An 18038-nucleotide genomic window follows, 5' to 3' on the forward strand; every position below is an offset into this window, starting at 1 on the left:
TACCAGATTATAATTATAGATTGACGTAAGAAATATTTAAATATCATACATCAATATTTATCAAAACGGTGTTTAATGCTAACTATTTTAGCAGGAGGATTTTTTGGAGACGAAGGAAAGGGTAAGATAGCTGCATATATAGGAATTAATGATTCTCCAAAACTCGCAGTCAGAACTGGATCCATTAACGCTGGGCACACAGTAACTTATATGGGGAAGCAATGGAAAGTTAGAATTATTCCATCAGCCTTTATAAATAAGTCATCTAAATTAGTTCTAGCTCCAGGTGCTCTCACGTCTATTCAATTACTATTTAATGAGGCTAGAGAAACCGATAGTACGGACAGACTATTAGTAGACGAGCACGTAGGGATCATAACCCAGGAGGAGATTGACGAAGAAAGGAAAGATGAATATTTAATGAAAGTAATAGGAAGCACCGGTCAAGGAGTGGGATATGCTGAAGCTAAAAGAATCTTAAGAAAATTAAAGCTCGCAAAAGATTATGAAGAACTTAAACCATACTTAACTAAAGTTCCTAATTTAGTGTTAGACGAATTAGGTAAAGGTAACGACGTATTAGTTGAAGGTACACAAGGACATTACTTAAGTCTTTATCACGGAGAATATCCCTATGTAACGAGCAGGAATACTACGTCGTCTGGAATCCTAAGCGAATTGGGAATAGGACCTAAGTACGTTGATCACGTGATAATCGTATTCAAATCCTATGTCACAAGAGTAGGAGGAGGTACTTTAGAAGGAGAAATACCTTGGGAGGAGGCTGAGAAAATGGGAATAGCTGAAACTGCAACTGTTACTGGAAGAAAAAGAAGGAGTGCACCTTTCAATGTGAAGTTGGCTAAAGAAGCAATAAGGATAAATTCAGCAACCCAAGTAGCAATAACCAAACTAGATTCTCTTTTTAAGGAGGCAAGAAATGTAAAAGAGTTTAATAAACTACCTAGAGAGGCTAGAAAATGGATAGAGGATCTAGAAGCCGAATTAAAAGCACCAATTACGATAATCGGAACTGGTGAAGACACATTAGCTACAATTGATCTAAGACGAGAGAAAATAGGAGAGTGAGAATATGGTTTACGACATAGTTATAGTGGGAGCAGGACCGGCTGGACTGTTTGCTGCTTACGAACTGGCAAACTTAAAGAATTCCGAAAACGGCAAGGACCTGAAGGTCTTATTAGTAGATAAGGGTCTAAGACCTTTGAAAAGGACGTGCCCATTACTGACTCCTAAGGAAAAGTGTACCTTCTGCGATCCTTGTAATATAACTTACGGTATAGGTGGAGCTGGAACTTATAGTAGTGGAATAATAAACCTCAGACCGGATATTGGTGGAGAACTTCATGAAATATTAAGGAGTTGGGATAAGGCACAAGAGTTAGTAGATTATGTAGACGAAGTTTTAGTAAAGTTTGGAGCACCTAAGGATAGGTTCTTCGAACCCAACATGGAAAAAGTTAAGGATATTCAAAGAAAAGCAGCTAAGGTAGGTGCGGAATTTATACCTATTAGGCAGAGGCACATAGGAACTGATAAAACTCCTTTAGTTATAGAGAATATTCTCAACTACATAGAGAAGAGTGGCGTAAAAGTAGAAGAATTAACAAACGTGCTAGAAATACAAAAGAAGGGTGATCATTTCCTTCTCAAGACTAACAGAAAAGAGGAAATAGAAACTAAAACCCTGCTTGTAGCACCTGGTAGAGCTGGTGCTAAGTGGTTCTTAGAACAAGCTAGGAACTTAGGCGTTGATATGGTACCAGGACCTCTCGATATTGGCGTAAGAGTTGAGGTAGAATCCTTTGTAATGGAGGAACTAACTTCAGCGGTATGGGATCCTAAAGTAGTACTATACACCAAAAAATATGATGATAAAGTTAGAACTTTCTGTGTAAATCCAAGAGGTTATATTATGAAAGAAGTTTACGATGACGGTACTATAGGCGTTAACGGGCAAACCTTCGCTGATAGGAAAAGCAATAATACGAATTTTGCCTTCTTAACTACAATAAAACTTTCTGATCCTCTGGAAGATACAATTGAGTACGGAAAAAGCATTGCGAGACTAATGACCAGATTAGGCGGAGAGAAACCAATAATACAGAGACTCATTGACTTCGAAAAAGGAAGAAGAAGTACGTGGGAAAGAATTAACAGATCTACAGTAAGGCCTACTTTAAGAGACGTAACTCCAGGTGATATAAGCATGGGACTCCCATATAGAGTAGTTAGTAACTTAATTGAAGGTCTAGAGAGACTTGACAACATTGCACCGGGGTTATATTCTTCTAACACCTTACTATATGCACCTGAAATAAAGTACTATAGTATGAAAGCTGTAGTAGATAGTAATATGGAGACTGTAGTAGATAACTTGTTTGTTGCTGGTGATGGAGTAGGTTTATCAAGAGGAATAAATATTGCGGCAGCTACTGGTATACTTGCAGCAAGAGGTATAACTAGAAAGTTAGGAATTTAATCTTTTCTCCCAGATTTAATCAAATTTTAGAAATAATAAAAGAGTTTTTAGCTTCTGTGTTTACTTTATCCTATATGAACAACTTAAACGAGATTGAACAAAAAGTAATAATGGAGCTTGAATATAACTTTCCTTTTAATGAGAAACCCTTTCAGTTAATTGGTGAAAAACTAGGGATTAGTGAGAGAGAAGTCATAGAAATAGTAAAGGGTCTTATAGATAGGGAAATTGTCAAGAGAGTAGGAATGTATGTCAGCTTTAGAGCTAAGGGGATGGAGAGTGCGTTAATCGCTGCTGCAATTCCTCCCGAAAATTTAGAAAAGTTTAGAAAAATAGCGTTAGGAATAAGAGAACTCACTCATAATTTTATTAGAAATCATCCCAGATACAACGTATGGTACGTATTAAAAGCTGAGGGTAAAGAGTCTTTGGACAAAAAGATTGCCGAATTGATGAGTGAAGTAAAATGTAAGGAATACGTAGTTTTGTATTCTAAAAAATCTTTAAAATTAAGTGTTAAATACGACGTTATAAAGGGGGTCTCGTATGCTGATAACCAGCCGGTTCACGAAAAAATTCCTACTGCAGAAGAATTAGGAATACAGAAGGAGTTATTGAAAGACCTCTCTTATCCGTTATCTATTTCTGAAAGACCTTTTCAAAAGATAGCAGAAAAGTATAACATGAAAGACAGTGAATTGGTGGAGCTTATTAAAGAGTTATACGAAAAAGGTGTGATTAAAGATTACGGAGCTACAATAAACGGGGAAAAAGTGGGTATAACTGAAAATGCAATGATGCTGATTAACTCAGAGGATACAGAATCCTCATGTTACAACATCGCAAATAAGCTAAAAGAAGCCACTCATGTAGTACTAAGGGAATCCAACACGAAATGGGATTACTTATGTTATGCGATGATACATGCAAGGTCGAGGGAAATTATATCAGAAGTCGCAAAAAAAGCTGTGACTTTGGCAAATGCTAAGAGTTATATGCTACTATTCAGCCTAGAAAATTTGAAGCCTGGTATTGTAATCTAGAATAAGAACCCTTTATTTTAATATTAGTTACTACAGCGTTAAGCTCTTCTAACAAATTAATTGTCTTTGAGTTCCTTAACTCTCCTTCAAACTCTAAGTAGAAGTAATATTGCCATGGTATTACTTTAAGAGGTCTCGAATATATCATAGTTAGGTTTATGTTATATTTGTAGAATTTTTCTAAGGCTCTATATAGGGCGCCAGGCTTATGAGGAACATTAAAGAATATCATAGTTCTCTCTCCGCTTGTAGTGAGACTCTTAGATATTGTAACGAACCTTGTAATATTCAAATTGTCTTGTATATCATTCAACAATATTTTAAGGCCGTAGACTGAGGCTGCATATTGTGAGCATATTGCTGCCCCGTAGTTGTCTTTCGAGGCATATAAGGCGGCTGCAGAAGTACTTTCTACTGGAATTATGTTTTCAATTTTAAGCTTTTGTAAAGTCTCTCTGGCCTCTTGTATTGCATGGTTATGAGAATATAATCTTTTTATTTCTTCTATTCGTTTTACGTTGGTATTAACAGCTAAAACTAGCTTTATTTCCTTTTCTACATAGGAATTTACATAGATTTCATCATATTTGTATAAGTTATCTAAAGTCTCATGAACAGGACCTTCTATACTATTCTCTATAGGAACTACACCTATCGCGTTATTATCAGTATAAACCCTACTAAATATCTCTGATATTGACCTTAGCGGAATTTTGTTTCCATTTACCATATTTGCTACTTCGTTCGAAAAGCTCCCTTCAGGGCCTAAATAATAAATTCCATTTGGATCGACGTTTAAATGGTAACTCTATCTTATAAAGTTAAGTAGAAATTATGATAATATTCAGAGATTATTAATACTGACTACTCTTTTACTCAACTAATGTGGCTTCAATACCGTCTAATGCTAATGCATATAGAAAATCAGACAATGCATCTCCTGAAGGAATCTCAAACATGACATAGATTTTAGTGTATCCTGGTTTTACGTCGCTACTAATTCTATCATGAATTACGTCAATTACGTTTCCCCTTATTTGGGCTATTCTGCTTAAAACCTTATTTAGATAACCTGGTTTATCGGGCACGAGGACTTTAACTTTTACTATTCTCTTTGTTTTGTATAACATCTTATCAATGATTCTTGCCAATAAGGAAAGATCTATATTCCCACCACTTATTATTGGGACAATTTTCTTTCCATGGTAACTAACCTTACCAGAAAGTAATGCAGCGACTGTAGCTGCACCAGCTCCCTCAGCTACTGTCTTATTTCTCTCTAGTAAGAACATAATCGCATTAGCTATTTCGTCATCATCAACTAGAACTATATCGTCAACTAATTCATTTATAATTTTATAGGTTAACTCTGAAGGTGATTTAACTAAAATCCCATCTGCTATCGAGAACGAAGGTTCTATCTCAACTAATCTACCTAAATCTTTAGAGACCTTTAATGAAGGAGAAGCTGATGATTGGACCCCAATTATTTTAACGTTAGGTAACTTAGACTTTATCACTAAGGATATGCCTGAGATAAGCCCACCTCCTCCTATGGGAACTATGACCACATCAGGTTTCAAATCCAGTAATTCTAACCCTAAAGTTCCCTGCCCTAATATTACATTCAAATCACCGTAAGGATGGACTAATATTGCTCTTGTTTCTCTAATAATTTCCTCTGCTTTTTTCATACCTTCATGAAGAAACTTTCCATATAATATTACATTTGCCCCATAAGATTTAGTAGCTAAATACTTAGATATTGGAGCAGTTTCGGGCATTACAATTGTTGCCTTAATTCCTAAAGCTTTAGCGGCATAAGCTACACCTTGTGCGTGATTACCAGCAGAGACTGCTATTACACCTCTTTTCCTCTCTTCTTCCGATAATCTAATTAACCTAGAAAATGCACCCCTTACTTTAAACGAACCAGTCTTTTGTAAGTTTTCCATTTTTAGATATACGTCTGCATTAGTGGCCCTTGATAAGGTATTGGAATAATCTAAAGGGGTCTCATGAATATACTTTCTGATTAGCTCTTTGGTCTTAACAATTTCATTAAAATATTCATACCATGTCATTCAGGCAAACCCTACCCTCATCATTTTTCAGCGATCGAAGGCCTCATCCTCGTTATTGAACTCCTTGTATAACTTATTAAAGGTATCTTCTAATAGTTCTGGAAGTACCTTTATCCCACCTATCACTGGCATGAAATTAACATCACCGTTCCATCTTGGAACTATATGAACATGAACGTGCTGATCTATACCTGCTCCGGCTACCCTCCCAATATTTATACCTAGATTAAATCCGTCTGGGGAATATACCTTCCTAAGGATTTTTATGGCTCTTTTTACTATAGAGAAGAGCTCTAAAGCCTCTTCATTAGATAATAACTCAATACTACTAACATGCCTATAGGGAACTACCATGATATGACCTGGATTATATGGGTAAGCGTTCAGTATTACAAAATTAAATTTGCCTCTATAAACTATTAAGTGTTCTTTATCATTAGTTGATTTTGGAAAATCACAGAAAATGCAAGAGTCGTCCTTCTTTTTAGAAGCTTCTGAGATATATTTTGATCTCCAAGGAGCCCATAATACGTCCATACTTACCTAAACAATAAAAAGTAACGAGTAAATAAATAGTTAAACCTTAATTTTGTAGTTCATTCCTCAGCATCTCTTATTCCTTCTTCAGTTATGGCAAATACAACTTCTCCTTCAGGCAAATGAGGAGCGTCAACTACTCTAGCTATTCTCTTATTTCCTCTACTCTTCTTTATTTGAATTCTGATACCTGGAACATGATATAAGGTATGACCTCCAACAGCTACAGTCGGGTCTCCGTAAAACATGTCTGGCCTCGCCATAACTTGGTTTGTAATTATTGTAGCTATATCATACATTTCAGCTAACCTAACTAGCTGGTGTAAGTGTTTGTTAAGCTTTTGCTGCCTTACAGCCAAGTTTTCTCTACCCGGATACTCAGCCCTGAAATGTGACGTTACCGAATCCACAATTACCAATTTGATTGCTGGTTCTTTTGTAATCAGTTCTTGCAAATCCTCTACTATAGCCATCTGATGATCTGAATTAATAGCCCTCATGTAGTATATGTTATTCATTGCGGTATCCGGATCCAATCCCACTGCTTTAGCCATAGCCTCTATTCTCTCCCATCTGAAAGTACCTTCTGTATCTATGTATACAGCCTTGCCGTTAAGACCGCCTTTTTCGGGCGGTAATTGAACATTAACACTAAGCTGATGACATAATTGTGTCTTTCCAGAACCAAACTCTCCAAAAAATTCCGTCATAGTTCTTGTTTCTATTCCTCCACCCAAAAGTCCGTCTAGTGCTTGACTGCTTGTTGTAATTTTCTTAGTATTCATTCTTTCTTTTTTAACCTCAAGAGCTGTCTTGAATCTAATATCTAATGCTTCTCTAGCTTCTTTTATTATTCTTTGTGCTGTAGTTTGTGGAATTCCAGCAGCTACGCTTAAGTCTTGGGGTGATGCTACTGCTACTGCTTCTAGTGTGGAATAACCCGCCTCTATCAACTTATTGAGTATACTTTGCCCTATTCCAGGTAAATCGGATAGGCTCTTTACTTTCCTTCCATCACCGTTTGTTGACATATACCACATCACCAACTGTAAAATCTAAAATATACACTTTCCACCGATACCTAATAAACATTATTTTCCCTCTCTTAAATACCAACCTATATCTAAATCAGGTATTATCTCTACGAATTTTTTCTTTATTTTAACCCTAGTAAAAGCTACAAATATAGCGTCTTCTGAGTATATTAAATATTTTTTATTATCAGACAACTCACAAGTTGTTTTAACATCTCTAAAATCAACTAATACAGATTTACCGTAGGTAAGTTTTTCTACTAACTTTGAATTATTTAAGAAAATTTTATTTTTACAAACTTGCGATAAATACTCAGAAATGGGTAACAGCGGATACACCTTTCCTTTCAAGATCTTTACAATGGGCTCTCCTATTGAGTAAGGATATAGATTAATTTCCCTAAGTTTAGTAAGAATTTCATTTAATTTATCATTGTTTTTATTAGAAAAAACCTCTATCTGATCAAAGCTAGAGGAAAAGAGAAATATTTCCTTGTCCCTAAATAGCTGAGAGAACCCTTCAGTATCGCAATTATAACTTACAAGGATTTGTTTTACTATGGAAAGAAACTCGTTAAGAGAAATACGCTTATAGTCTAGCTTTTTCTTAGCCTGCAAACAAAAAACCCCTCTGTACGTGATTTATGCGGGTAAAACCTTATACATTTTTTAACTTCAGAGCTGAATTTTACATACATAAACTCTTCTAATCCAGGCTGAGCCGGATACCCTTCAATTTTATCCGTCTTCATCCCTAGCTCTTCAATGGCAAAATTTACTACCGCCTCATCCTCTTCAGGAGCTATACTACATGTGGAATAAACTAATGTACCTTCTTCCCCTAGAAGTAAATAAGCAGTTGTAATAAGCTTAAGTTGCTCCTCAAAAAAGATTTTCAGGTCGGACATACTCGTTTTTGTCTTTCTTCTAGGATCTTCAGGAATTAGACCCTCCCCACTACAAGGAGCATCCAGTAATATTTTTGAAAATTTCATTGAAGTTTTAACTAGGTTTTTAGAATCTGTTCGAAGTAAAACAACGTTCTTAGCCTTCATTCTATTAATATTAGACATTAAGCTTCTAATCCTATCTCTAGATTTTTCTACTGCTAGAATTAATCCTTTGTTCCGCATCAATTGTGATAATTGTGTTGTTTTACTCCCCGGTGAAGCAGCCATATCAAGAACTAGATCATTTTCACGTGGAGATAACACGTAAGGTGGAACCATTGAAGCTAAACCTTGTATATAATAATAACCGGACAAGTATTCTATTGTAGCACCTAGAGAAGGAGTTTTTGGCATTTTTATAACTTTATAACCATGTGGTAGCCATGTAACTTTCTCCAACATAAAGCCCTTATTTTCTAATCTTGATACAAGTCTCTCACAGTCTATCAAAATATCATTACATCTAATACTCTTTATAAGCGGGACGCTACAATGATATAGAAAGTCTTCTAACTCATCCTCCATCATATGAATATATCTTTCGATCATATAATCCAGAAAGCCATACTTTCTAGCTAGTTGTTTCGCTCTAAATGATGGTGAAACTGTGAATAGTTTCTCATACTTTTTTATATACTCATTAATATTCATTTTTGATGACACACATAGAACGGGAAGTCAAAATAAAATTATTCAGCCCACCTTTAAGTGTCTTACTAACCAAATTAAAAAACAAGTACACTTTTCTAGGAGAAGAAAGCCAGAAAGACATATACTACAATAGTCCAGTTAGAGATTTTCGCCAAACTGACGAGGCCTTAAGAATAAGGAAAAGTAACGGAAAGATAGAACTTACCTATAAAGGACCTAAAATATCCTCACAAAGTAAATCCAGATTAGAAATAAACGTCGAGATCTCTAACCTTGAGGATATGGACAGAATTTTACAGAATTTGGGATTTAAAAAAGTAATAGAGTTAGAGAAAACCAGATGTAACTTTAAGGTAAATAATTACACGATTTCTCTTGATAGTGTCAAAGGATTAGGAGATTTTTTGGAGATTGAAGGAATTGACGTCGACGAAAAGAACTTGTTAAACTTTGTTAATAATTTCTTATCCGAAAACGAGATAAAAGGGGAGTCTACACTCAAATCTTATCTTGAACTTCTGGTGGAGAAAATTGAGAAAACAAATAGCGATCCTAACTGACTTTGGAATTTCCGATAACTATAATGGAGTGATGGAAGCAGTAATTAGAAAGTTTAACCCAGAGATAGAAATTACTTATATTACTCCTAACGCAAAGGAATTTAACATTTATAGCGGGGCGTATTTACTCTATACCGCATATAGATACTTTAGGAGAGGAACAATATTTCTGGTAGTCATAGATCCTGGTGTAGGTACATCTAGAAAGCCTCTTATTATTAAAACTAATAACTACTTCTTTGTAGGACCGGATAACGGAGTGTTATTTCCTGCAGCTAATGAAGATCGAATAAAATCGATTATATGGATAAACAATCCCAGATCGTATCTCTCAAAGAGAATTTCTAATACTTTTCACGGCAGGGATATCTTTGCAGTAACGGCAGCTCTATTGTCCCTAGGAGTTGATATGAACGTATTCGGAGATGAAATAAGTCAAATTACAAATCTAGATTTTGAATATAAATTAGAGAAAATAGCTGAAAATAAATTGAAAGCTTGTGGAAAAGTTATTTACGTGGATCATTTCGGAAATGTCACTACATCAATAAGAATAGATAAAGATCTTCTACTAAACACGAATGGAAAACTAATACTTAAAGACGGGCAGGAGTACGAATTACACCAAGTAAAGACTTTCGGAGAAAGTTATGGACAAGAACTTTTGGTATATAAAAACGGGTACTCATTTATTGAGATCGGAATTAATAAGAGGAGTGCCTTTTATATTCTTAACTTACGAGAAGGTGATGAAGTCTGCGTAGAGGTCTTTACCCAGGGAGATTCCAACCCTTCCACTTAGGACATCTCCAAGTGGTTAAATGGACACTTCAAAGAGTCGACGAGCTGATAGTCGTTATTGGTAGCGCTCAGGAAAGCCACACACTCTCTAATCCTTTCACGGCTGGAGAGAGAATGGAGATGATAAGGAGAGCCCTAGAAGGGAGTAACATTGATTTATCTCTAATATACTTTGTTCCTATACCGGACATCTTAATGAACAGTGTATGGGTTTACCATGTAAAATCTTTCTCCCCTAAATTCGATGTTATTATAAGTAGGAATCCTCTAGTTATGCGACTATTCAAAGAAGCTGGTTATGAGGTTATTGAACCGCCTGCATATGACAGGAAGATATATAACTCAACTTTTATCAGAAGGTTAATAATAGAAAACAACAACGAATGGGAGAAACTAGTTCCAGCTGAAGTATCTGCTTACATTCATGAGATAAGAGGAGATGAAAGATTAAGGTCTATTGCGGGTTTCTCCTAATCCTTATATACACCGGTAAGAACTATGAAAATGGGAATCTGAATGTATAAGATTGAAACTTATTATAACGTTTTCCCATGGCATGCAAATCATTTCGGAAGCTTACACGGTGGCATATATATGAATTGGTTAATCGACACTAGCGGGCTCTTAATGTCAAATGTGAGCCGCGGTAATTATTTACTTGCATCTGTCGATTATATTTATCTATTTAAACCTGCAAGAGTAGGGGATGTTATAAGAGTAGTAGCCGAGACTACAGCAGGTTGGGAGAGCTCTGTTGAAATTAAAGTTAAAGCATGTATAAAGAGGGGAGAAAAAGAGGAATTAGGAGCACTAGGGCTCACTACTTATGTAGCTGTTGACGAGAATGGTAGACCTAGAAAGTTGCCTGTGAAAATAGGTTCAGACGAAGAGGCAAATAAAAGGAGGGAGAAGAGAATAGAGAAAAAGAAGAAGGACGTTTTAGATCAAGAGGATTTGTTACCTGGAATGTCTTTCGGTAAAAGCTATATAAGAACAATATATCCAGAACACGGATTCGGAAATGGAATACTTTATGCAGGTAAAATGTATACAATGTTGGATGAGGCACTTGCAATAGTAGCGAAACTTTACACCAGAGGAAATGTATTCACTGGAAGTGCAGGAGCCGCAAACTTCTTGTCCCCCGTTAGAATAGGGGATATATTAGAGATTCAGGCTGCTATAGAGTATACTGGAAATACATCCCTTGATGTAGGTGCTAAGGTTTTCGCCATAAATCATTATACAGGTGAAAAAAGATTAGTCACGAGAACAGTATTCTCATTTGTAGCCATAGACGAAAATGCCAAACCTAAACCTATCCAAAAAATAACGCCCAGTACTGAGAAAGAAAAGAAAATATTTGAGGAAAGACTTAAGGAAAGAGAGGAAAGGATAAAACTGTCAAAGACTCTTCAAGAAACAGAATTATGTCAATAAATTTTTAGTAAGAAGAAACCTTGAAAGAGAACTAGCAATGGTATGTGCTGTCCTAAGCGGCTCCGGCTCTTTAACGTAAATTTGATAATAGTTAATCAATTTAGAAGCATACTGTAAGCTAAGATTAGTGTCAACATATACGTTTCCTTTTTTGGTAGGTAGTAGAACTAAATTTTCTAAAACATTTAAAATTATACTAGTCCTTCTATCACCGCTAAAATGCTTTAAGAGTGCGTGTTCCACGTCCTTTATATCAGGTATCTTAGAATAAAATATTATGTAATTTATACCATAATTCCTTAATTCCTCTGGATCCACGTAATTAAACCCGCCTACAGTTATCCCATCTGTAAAGACCACTTCACAATCGTCTAAAATATTCCTAAGTTTTGATGTCGCATCATCACCATCAACTAAAATCAAGTCAAAATCAATCCCTATCAACAGTTTATCGTTATACTTTGAAGATAAAAGCACAGTTTTCCCTTTACCACCCTTAAACTTAAGCGGAAAATAACCATCATCAACTCCACAAACTTGCAATTCTCTCATCACTTTCTACAATAGCTTTATAAATAATATCTTCGCTGACAGCCAGGTTTATTTCCTTAGTTTTACCGTATCTCCCTCTATTAACTACTTTAGCTGTAATTATCCCTACCATATCTAACTCATTTAGAATATCACTTACTCTCCTTTGGGTTACGTTTTCTACCCCTATCTTATTTGCTAACTTAAGATATATCTCATAAACTTCACCAGTAGTCAAGGTAGATTTACTCTTCAACCCCTTCAGAATAGCTGTCAGGACTAATTTAGAATGAAAAGGAAGAGTAGAAAGAACTTCATAAACTCTATCCCTCTCTATTTCCACTCTAGCTTTTTCAACCTCAGCAACCGTTATTTTATCTTTACCTTCTCTTTCTGCTATCTCTCCTGCAACCCTTAGAAGGTCAAGAGCTCTTCTCGCATCACCGTGATCTCTAGCTGCCAAAGCTGCACAAAGTCTTATTACGTCATCATTTATAGCTTCCTCGTACATGGCAAATTTGGCTCTTTGTTTAAGAATATCTTCTAATTCTTCTGCGTTATAAGGAGGAAATACTAACTCTTCTTCACTTAAACTGCTTTTCACTCGTGGATCCAATGTTTCAATAAACCTAACATCGTTAGTGATCCCTATCAATGATATCAATGACTTACCGAGTTCGTTATTAGCACGTGTAAACCTGTAAAGTATGTCATCACCGTGCTTTTTTACCATTGCATCGATCTCATCAAGTACGATTACTACAATGGAATCAATGTCATTTAATTTTTTTAATAATCTTCTAAAAAGTTCAGCTGTAGAAAGTCCGGTAAACGGTACCTTGCTGTTTAAGCTTTCTAATATATCCGCTAAAATTCTATATGGAGTATCGCTTTGCCTAGTATTTACATAAACATAAGTGAAGTTAGACGGAAATCTCTTGTGCAGATTTTTTAATACGAACTTTGTAACAGCAGTTTTACCTGTTCCTGTTAAACCGTATATAAATATGTTACTAGGCCTTTCAGACCTGACCAAAGGAGATAATATTTCTACTAATTTTCGTATCTGATTTTCTCGATGAGGTAAAGTTTCGGGAACGTAATCTGGTAGGAGTAGTTCTCTGGCTTTGAATACCTTGCCCTTCCCTATAGATGATAATATTTGGTCGATTATATCACTCATTATTTACTAAATTATATTAATATTTCTTTTAACCTTTAACTCCCCGGTAAATCACCCCACTATTTCCACTGGAGATAATAACGTATTATGATAAACATCTCCCCCTCTATTTCCACTGGAAATGAAGAATAATCTAAAGTATTATAATCACAAGACGTAGACAACAGTAGTTTGTATAATAAGATTAACTTTTACACTGATTTTTGCTTTAGAGATAAAATATAGTATGTCCAGTTGAAACAAAGGGGTGACTTGGCTTCATAGTTAATAATTCTAATAAAACACGTAAAGTTGTATTGTTTTCACATTTATTATCAATTTATTTCCTTTGTTTTTCAATTCACCTTGTTACTAGACGGTCAACTTTATGACGAGGTTAAGGAAGAAAGATTTAATTATTAAGATTAACACTTTTGATAATGGGCCGGTAGCTCAGCCTGGAAGAGTGCTCGGTTGGCATCGATAAGCCAAAATCCGAGAGGTCCCGGGTTCAAATCCCGGCCGGTCCACCTTTTATCTAAATCATGTAACACATAAATATAATTACCGTCGTCAGAATAATTATAGTGAAAAGTTTAACAGTAAAAGCAAAAGAAGCTGCTCTTATAGAGAATAGGATTATTAAAATAAGTTTAGTGAATTCATTGTTTGCTATATATGTATTCATGGGTAAGGATAAGGATTATATACTATCCGAGAATTATTGCTCTTGTCCTCACTTCTATTACCGCATCTTTAGAAAAAATCTTGTTGCAGAAAAACGAGTGAATGCAGAGAGCACAAAATGTTATCATTTACAAGCATTGGAATTGGCATTAGAAAAAGATAAGGCAAGATCTATTTACGTCGATCTAGTTACTATGAAAGAGATTTTATTAGAGATTTATAGCATGGATAAGTCATTTATACTAAGAAAGCTAGTTATGAGATGAGGTTATATATCTTGGCTTTATCTCCGTTAGAGTTAGCATATCTTGGCGTTATAGGTACGTTAATAGCAGGGATTGCATATGTTATCTTTGTAGAAGTGTTTAATACTGGAATTAGGATAAAGATAGGTGGGGAAGGGAAGAGTGGGAGGAAGAAGGAAAAAAAGAAAGCAACTCCTTCAAAAGCCAAAACCAAAAATACCTGATATCTTTGAATGCCCCAGATGTGGAAAAGTAGCTCTCAGCGTTACAATCAAAGATGGAAAGGCTAAAATAAAATGCGGTAGTTGCGGATTACAAGCTGAGTTTGATGTTCCACCCGTTTACGATCAAGCTAATGCATATGGTAAGTTTATCGATTTATATTATGAGGGAAAGATTGAAATTTTATCAAGTAGTAGTGAGGAGAAGACTGAAGATGAGACTAAAGGGGAAAGTGAAGAGTTACATTAGAGAGAAACTTAACGATGGTAAAGTTATTCACTTTTCATTGTTCGATCCCGACAAGGTAGACGAAAACCAAGTTTATTATTTGGGCAAAAAATTAGTGGAAGCCGGAACTGATGCTTTTCTAATAGGAGGTACTCTAGGAGTTTCACAAGAGAAATTAGATAAAATCATATCAAGCTTAACAGAATTTGGTTTACCTACGATTATATTTCCAAGTAACGTAAATCTGATCTCAAGTAAAGCCGATGCAATTCTTTTTATGTCATTACTAAATTCTGATGATTTATATTACGTTGTCGGTGCACAATTAGTAGCTGCTCCAATTATAAAGAAATTAGGACTCGAGGTTTTACCTACAGCATACGTTATTATAGGTCATGGTGGAACTGCTGCACATGTTGGTAAAGCTAGAGTAATACCATATGAGAATACTGAATTAATTTTAGCTTACTCTTTGATGGCCAGGTATATGGGGATGGAGTTCATATATTTGGAAGCTGGATCTGGAGCTCCAAAGACAATCAATCCTTTAGCTATTAAAACTGTGAAAAGCAATGTAGATGATGCTATAATCATAGTAGGAGGCGGTATAAGAGATGAAGAGAGCGGAAAACTTCTAGCAAGCGCAGGTGCAGATATTATAGTTACTGGTAATATTATTGAACAAGATTCAGAGAAAGCCTTAAAAATTATAAAAGAAATCAAAAGTATGAGGAGAAAATAAATATGCCTTCTAGTAAAAAGAGAAGGAAAGAAACAGTGCCTTTGGTTTCAATGGCAGGTTTAATTAGATATTATGAAGAAGAAAGAGAGAAGGTTAAGGTATCTCCTACAATTCTAATTATAGCTTCTATTGCTATAATAGCAGGAGTAATACTGGCGTCAATTTTAATTCCTCCTCCAGTGTAAAATATAAGGGAGCCTACCAGGGGGATACGGGGTAATATACCCTGAGGAAACTCCGGCCTCCAGATCCCCGGGGAAGTCGTATAAGACAAGGGTAGTACCCTTGGCTACGGAACAGAAACGAAACCGGTATAATGGAAGATGAAAATGAGATAACTCCTAGCTTAGGTGACTAAGCTAGGGGCATGAGATCCATTATACCGGTTGAAACGGCCGACCTTCTCGGAGCAAGTAGAGAAGGAGATGAATAGGGGATCCGATCCTTCTCTTGACGCTAAGTCGGATTCCCCCTAAATACAGAAGCCGGGTTATTGGTAGGCTCCCCTAAGATCTTATCTATTATTTCCTTCTCTATCTTAAGTATTTCCTTCTCTTTTCTACCCCTATAGGCTTCAAGTATTTCCTTGTTTAATTCTAAAAAAGTATGCCCCCATTTTATAGTATTTAATAGCTTCATAGCTTCATTTACTTCATCTAGAATATATAGTGCTGCAGCAAGAGCCTCCAACGTGGACAATTTATATGCTATTGCGTAATGAGTGGGGTTTCCTGCGAAAAGAGCAGGTAATCTCCTATGCGTATTTTTCTTTATAAAGGTTTTCTCAGTAATAATGTTCCACGACGCGTCTAAAGCAGTAATACCCTCTTTAAGAGCTAGTACTTTATCATCTATAGATAAAGTTATTCTTGAAAAAGGGTCTAGAACTATTCCCATTTCATGTTTAGTTAACTTAGCAAAACCTAAACGTACTAGTTTTTTACCAGTGCATTTCTTAGGATCATCTTGGCCATAATCTATAATAAATAGCTTCATTAATTGTCATAAAATTATTATAACTTTATTGCTAATAAACCTTCTTGGGTCAAAATTGGCGTCTGCGATAGTTCTCATTAATACGGATGCTGGAGGAGAAGAAGAAGTGTTTGATAAATTAAAAAACATGAAAGAGATAACTGAGGTTCATGTAGTTTATGGAGTGTATGATATAGTTGCTAAAGTTGAAGCTGATTCATTGGATAAATTAAAGGATTTTGTAACTAATACTGTAAGGAAATTACCTAAGGTGAGATCGACATTAACAATGATAATAGTGGAAGGCAAGAGCGTAGTAAAGAAGTAATTGTAGGTATTGATGATCATGATTCTCCAGTAGCAGGATGTACTACACATTTTTCTGTGTTATTAATGCGTTATTTGAGAGAAAAATATAACGTGATTTTTACCGATTTTCCATATCTTGTTAGATTAAATCCAAATATACCGTGGAAAACCAGAGGTAACGCAAGTATTAGACTATCCTTTAGAACTGACATAGACATTGAAGAGATAGTTGAGGAAATTTGGCAAAAATCGTTAGAGTATGTGGAAGAGATATCAAAGGCTGTGAAATTTAATAGGAAACCTGGGATCGCAATTACATATGTCGAGGCTGCTAACTATTTAGGTAAATTTTACGAAAAGGCTGTAAAAGATGTGGTAACGATGGATTTAGCCAGAAAGATTGCCGAGAGATATGGAATAATAGTGAAGGGGGACAGAGGAATAATAGGAAGTATTGCATCTTTAGGTTTTAATCCAACAGTAAGCGGTTATACGTATGAGATATTGACGTATAAGAATGATAACGAGCCTCGTAGAGTTGATGAGAAATCTGTAATAGAATTCGATGAAAAGAATTTTCCTCATACCTTTGCAAATTATGATTATATAGAAAAGACGATTCAAATAGTATCGCACGGTGAGGACCCTGTATTATATGGGGTTAGAGGCACAGATGTTAGAACTCTTATAAGAGCTTTAGAACAAATTAAAGTTTCTAACAAAATTTTTGGAGCTATGTTATTTAAAACAAATCAAGCTACTAACTCCCATATTTCTAGAAAAGGTACCTATTATCAGACTGTACAAGTGTCCGTGATTGTTAAATCGGTTAAAATCTTACAAGGAGGCGACGTTCTAGTTAATACTAATGAGAACATACCAATTATATTTTATAAAGAAACTGGGGAGTTAAATGAGGCTTCCAAACTACTAAGAGAAGGAGACGAACTATTGGTTACAGGTTGCATAAAACCGTCAAGCTATTTTAAAAAGGTAATTGAAGCCGAAAGTATTAGGATTCTAAAGCTCAACTCATTTGAACTTGTAAACCCTAGGTGTCCTAAATGCGGTAGTTCTACGGAGTCTTTAGGAAAGAATAAGGGATTTAGATGCAGAAAATGTAGCTATAAATTTCTTGGAGATAAACGGAAGCAAGATATACGAAGAGGGTTATTAACTGATGTCCTCTATCAATCTAGGAAATATAGACATCTTACCAGACCTATTTTTTTAGAGTCCAGTAGTGATCCTTACGATATTGCCACTAAAAACGATCTCATAAACTATTTATTGTACTATCATAATTAACGGGCCCGCCGGGATTTGAACCCGGG

The 18038-nt window shown here is 35.6% G+C and carries 22 protein-coding genes, 1 tRNA gene, 1 other RNA gene and 1 pseudogene; 16 read left to right on the forward strand and 9 right to left on the reverse strand.

Going from position 1 to position 18038, the window contains the following annotated elements; translation table 11 throughout:
- Window positions 1-75 precede the first annotated feature (75 nt).
- The 3 genes from WIW72_RS12065 to WIW72_RS12075 all read left to right on the forward strand — a co-directional run bounded on the left by WIW72_RS12065 (window position 76) and on the right by WIW72_RS12075 (window position 3546).
- Window positions 76-1089 carry an adenylosuccinate synthetase gene (locus tag WIW72_RS12065; protein ID WP_337721484.1) on the forward strand — a complete coding sequence of 338 codons (1014 nt, stop codon included), beginning with the start codon at window positions 76-78 and terminating at the stop codon, window positions 1087-1089.
- Window positions 1090-1093: 4 nt separating this feature from the next.
- Window positions 1094-2503, forward strand: coding sequence for an NAD(P)/FAD-dependent oxidoreductase (locus WIW72_RS12070; RefSeq protein ID WP_337719941.1), 1410 nt, complete (start codon window positions 1094-1096; stop codon window positions 2501-2503).
- Between the two features lie 74 nt (window positions 2504-2577).
- Complete coding sequence (locus WIW72_RS12075; protein ID WP_337721485.1) at window positions 2578-3546, forward strand: Lrp/AsnC family transcriptional regulator; 969 nt, start codon at window positions 2578-2580, stop codon at window positions 3544-3546.
- On the opposite strand, the gene WIW72_RS12080 is transcribed toward WIW72_RS12075, so the two are convergent.
- From WIW72_RS12080 to WIW72_RS12105, 6 genes are all read right to left on the reverse strand, one after another.
- Complete coding sequence (locus WIW72_RS12080) at window positions 3509-4324, reverse strand: prephenate dehydratase (protein WP_337721493.1); 816 nt, start codon at window positions 4322-4324, stop codon at window positions 3509-3511. The two genes, WIW72_RS12075 and WIW72_RS12080, sit on opposite strands and share 38 nt — an antisense overlap.
- Before the next feature lie 94 nt (window positions 4325-4418).
- Entirely contained in the window at window positions 4419-5630 is a 1212-nt protein-coding gene (gene ilvA, locus WIW72_RS12085) for a threonine ammonia-lyase (protein ID WP_337719939.1), read from the reverse strand.
- 27 nt (window positions 5631-5657) lie between these two features.
- A complete protein-coding gene (locus tag WIW72_RS12090) occupies window positions 5658-6167 on the reverse strand; it encodes an HIT family protein (RefSeq protein ID WP_337699520.1) in 510 nt (169 codons plus the stop codon).
- A gap of 59 nt (window positions 6168-6226) precedes the next feature.
- Window positions 6227-7198: a DNA repair and recombination protein RadA gene (gene radA, locus WIW72_RS12095; protein ID WP_337699518.1), complete on the reverse strand. Its 972-nt coding sequence runs from the start codon at window positions 7196-7198 to the stop codon at window positions 6227-6229.
- Window positions 7199-7258: 60 nt separating this feature from the next.
- The gene (locus WIW72_RS12100; protein WP_337699517.1) at window positions 7259-7819 is read right to left on the reverse strand and encodes a hypothetical protein; all 561 of its coding nucleotides are present in this window, start codon (window positions 7817-7819) and stop codon (window positions 7259-7261) included.
- Window positions 7798-8802, reverse strand: a complete 1005-nt coding sequence (locus tag WIW72_RS12105) for an RsmB/NOP family class I SAM-dependent RNA methyltransferase (RefSeq protein ID WP_337699515.1) — start codon at window positions 8800-8802, stop codon at window positions 7798-7800. Before WIW72_RS12105 ends, WIW72_RS12100 begins: the two co-directional genes overlap by 22 nt.
- Window positions 8803-8807: 5 nt before the next feature.
- Here WIW72_RS12105 and cyaB point away from each other — a divergent pair, with 5 nt between their 5' ends.
- The 4 genes from cyaB to WIW72_RS12125 are packed head-to-tail and all read left to right on the forward strand — an operon-like array spanning window position 8808 to window position 11603.
- The gene (gene cyaB, locus WIW72_RS12110; RefSeq protein ID WP_337699512.1) at window positions 8808-9362 is read left to right on the forward strand and encodes a class IV adenylate cyclase; all 555 of its coding nucleotides are present in this window, start codon (window positions 8808-8810) and stop codon (window positions 9360-9362) included.
- 31 nt (window positions 9363-9393) lie between these two features.
- Window positions 9394-10164, forward strand: coding sequence for an SAM hydrolase/SAM-dependent halogenase family protein (locus tag WIW72_RS12115; RefSeq protein ID WP_337700041.1), 771 nt, complete (start codon window positions 9394-9396; stop codon window positions 10162-10164).
- The gene (locus WIW72_RS12120; protein WP_337700039.1) at window positions 10119-10637 is read left to right on the forward strand and encodes a nicotinamide-nucleotide adenylyltransferase; all 519 of its coding nucleotides are present in this window, start codon (window positions 10119-10121) and stop codon (window positions 10635-10637) included. The genes WIW72_RS12115 and WIW72_RS12120 overlap by 46 nt, the downstream gene beginning before the upstream one ends.
- A 42-nt stretch (window positions 10638-10679) precedes the next feature.
- Complete coding sequence (locus tag WIW72_RS12125; RefSeq protein ID WP_337699510.1) at window positions 10680-11603, forward strand: acyl-CoA thioesterase; 924 nt, start codon at window positions 10680-10682, stop codon at window positions 11601-11603.
- Here the strand turns inward: WIW72_RS12125 and WIW72_RS12130 are convergent.
- Window positions 11592-12146: an endonuclease dU gene (locus WIW72_RS12130; RefSeq protein ID WP_337700037.1), complete on the reverse strand. Its 555-nt coding sequence runs from the start codon at window positions 12144-12146 to the stop codon at window positions 11592-11594. The two genes, WIW72_RS12125 and WIW72_RS12130, sit on opposite strands and share 12 nt — an antisense overlap.
- Window positions 12127-13317, reverse strand: coding sequence for a Cdc6/Cdc18 family protein (locus WIW72_RS12135; RefSeq protein ID WP_337699508.1), 1191 nt, complete (start codon window positions 13315-13317; stop codon window positions 12127-12129). The genes WIW72_RS12130 and WIW72_RS12135 overlap by 20 nt, the downstream gene beginning before the upstream one ends.
- A 421-nt stretch (window positions 13318-13738) precedes the next feature.
- On the opposite strand from WIW72_RS12135, the gene WIW72_RS12140 reads away from it, so the two are divergent.
- From WIW72_RS12140 to rnpB, 7 genes are all read left to right on the forward strand, one after another.
- Window positions 13739-13826, forward strand: a tRNA-Ala gene (locus WIW72_RS12140).
- 57 nt (window positions 13827-13883) lie between these two features.
- Window positions 13884-14249: a hypothetical protein gene (locus WIW72_RS12145; protein WP_337699506.1), complete on the forward strand. Its 366-nt coding sequence runs from the start codon at window positions 13884-13886 to the stop codon at window positions 14247-14249.
- Window positions 14246-14452: a hypothetical protein gene (locus tag WIW72_RS12150; RefSeq protein ID WP_337699505.1), complete on the forward strand. Its 207-nt coding sequence runs from the start codon at window positions 14246-14248 to the stop codon at window positions 14450-14452. Before WIW72_RS12145 ends, WIW72_RS12150 begins: the two co-directional genes overlap by 4 nt.
- Window positions 14391-14699, forward strand: coding sequence for a transcription elongation factor (locus tag WIW72_RS12155; RefSeq protein WP_156007918.1), 309 nt, complete (start codon window positions 14391-14393; stop codon window positions 14697-14699). The genes WIW72_RS12150 and WIW72_RS12155 overlap by 62 nt, the downstream gene beginning before the upstream one ends.
- Window positions 14665-15420 (forward strand): geranylgeranylglyceryl/heptaprenylglyceryl phosphate synthase, encoded by a 756-nt coding sequence (locus WIW72_RS12160; RefSeq protein WP_337699504.1) that lies wholly within the window; start codon window positions 14665-14667, stop codon window positions 15418-15420. Before WIW72_RS12155 ends, WIW72_RS12160 begins: the two co-directional genes overlap by 35 nt.
- A 2-nt stretch (window positions 15421-15422) precedes the next feature.
- On the forward strand, window positions 15423-15605 hold the full coding sequence (locus WIW72_RS12165) for a preprotein translocase subunit Sec61beta (RefSeq protein WP_337699503.1): 183 nt from the start codon (window positions 15423-15425) through the stop codon (window positions 15603-15605).
- A 7-nt stretch (window positions 15606-15612) separates the two neighbouring features.
- Window positions 15613-15926: RNase P RNA component (gene rnpB, locus WIW72_RS12170), an RNA gene on the forward strand.
- Between the two features lies 1 nt (window position 15927).
- Here the strand turns inward: rnpB and WIW72_RS12175 are convergent.
- Window positions 15928-16416: pseudogene (locus WIW72_RS12175) on the reverse strand (DUF367 family protein); the annotation flags it as partial.
- A 55-nt stretch (window positions 16417-16471) separates the two neighbouring features.
- Between WIW72_RS12175 and WIW72_RS12180 the strand changes: the two are divergent.
- Complete coding sequence (locus WIW72_RS12180; RefSeq protein WP_156005087.1) at window positions 16472-16723, forward strand: Lrp/AsnC ligand binding domain-containing protein; 252 nt, start codon at window positions 16472-16474, stop codon at window positions 16721-16723.
- Between the two features lie 8 nt (window positions 16724-16731).
- Window positions 16732-18012, forward strand: a complete 1281-nt coding sequence (locus tag WIW72_RS12185; RefSeq protein ID WP_443295082.1) for a TiaS agmantine-binding domain-containing protein — start codon at window positions 16732-16734, stop codon at window positions 18010-18012.
- Window positions 18013-18038 lie beyond the last annotated feature (26 nt).

Source organism: Stygiolobus sp. CP859M (assembly GCF_037389975.1).
In the GTDB taxonomy this organism is placed as follows: Archaea; Thermoproteota; Thermoprotei_A; order Sulfolobales; family Sulfolobaceae; genus Stygiolobus.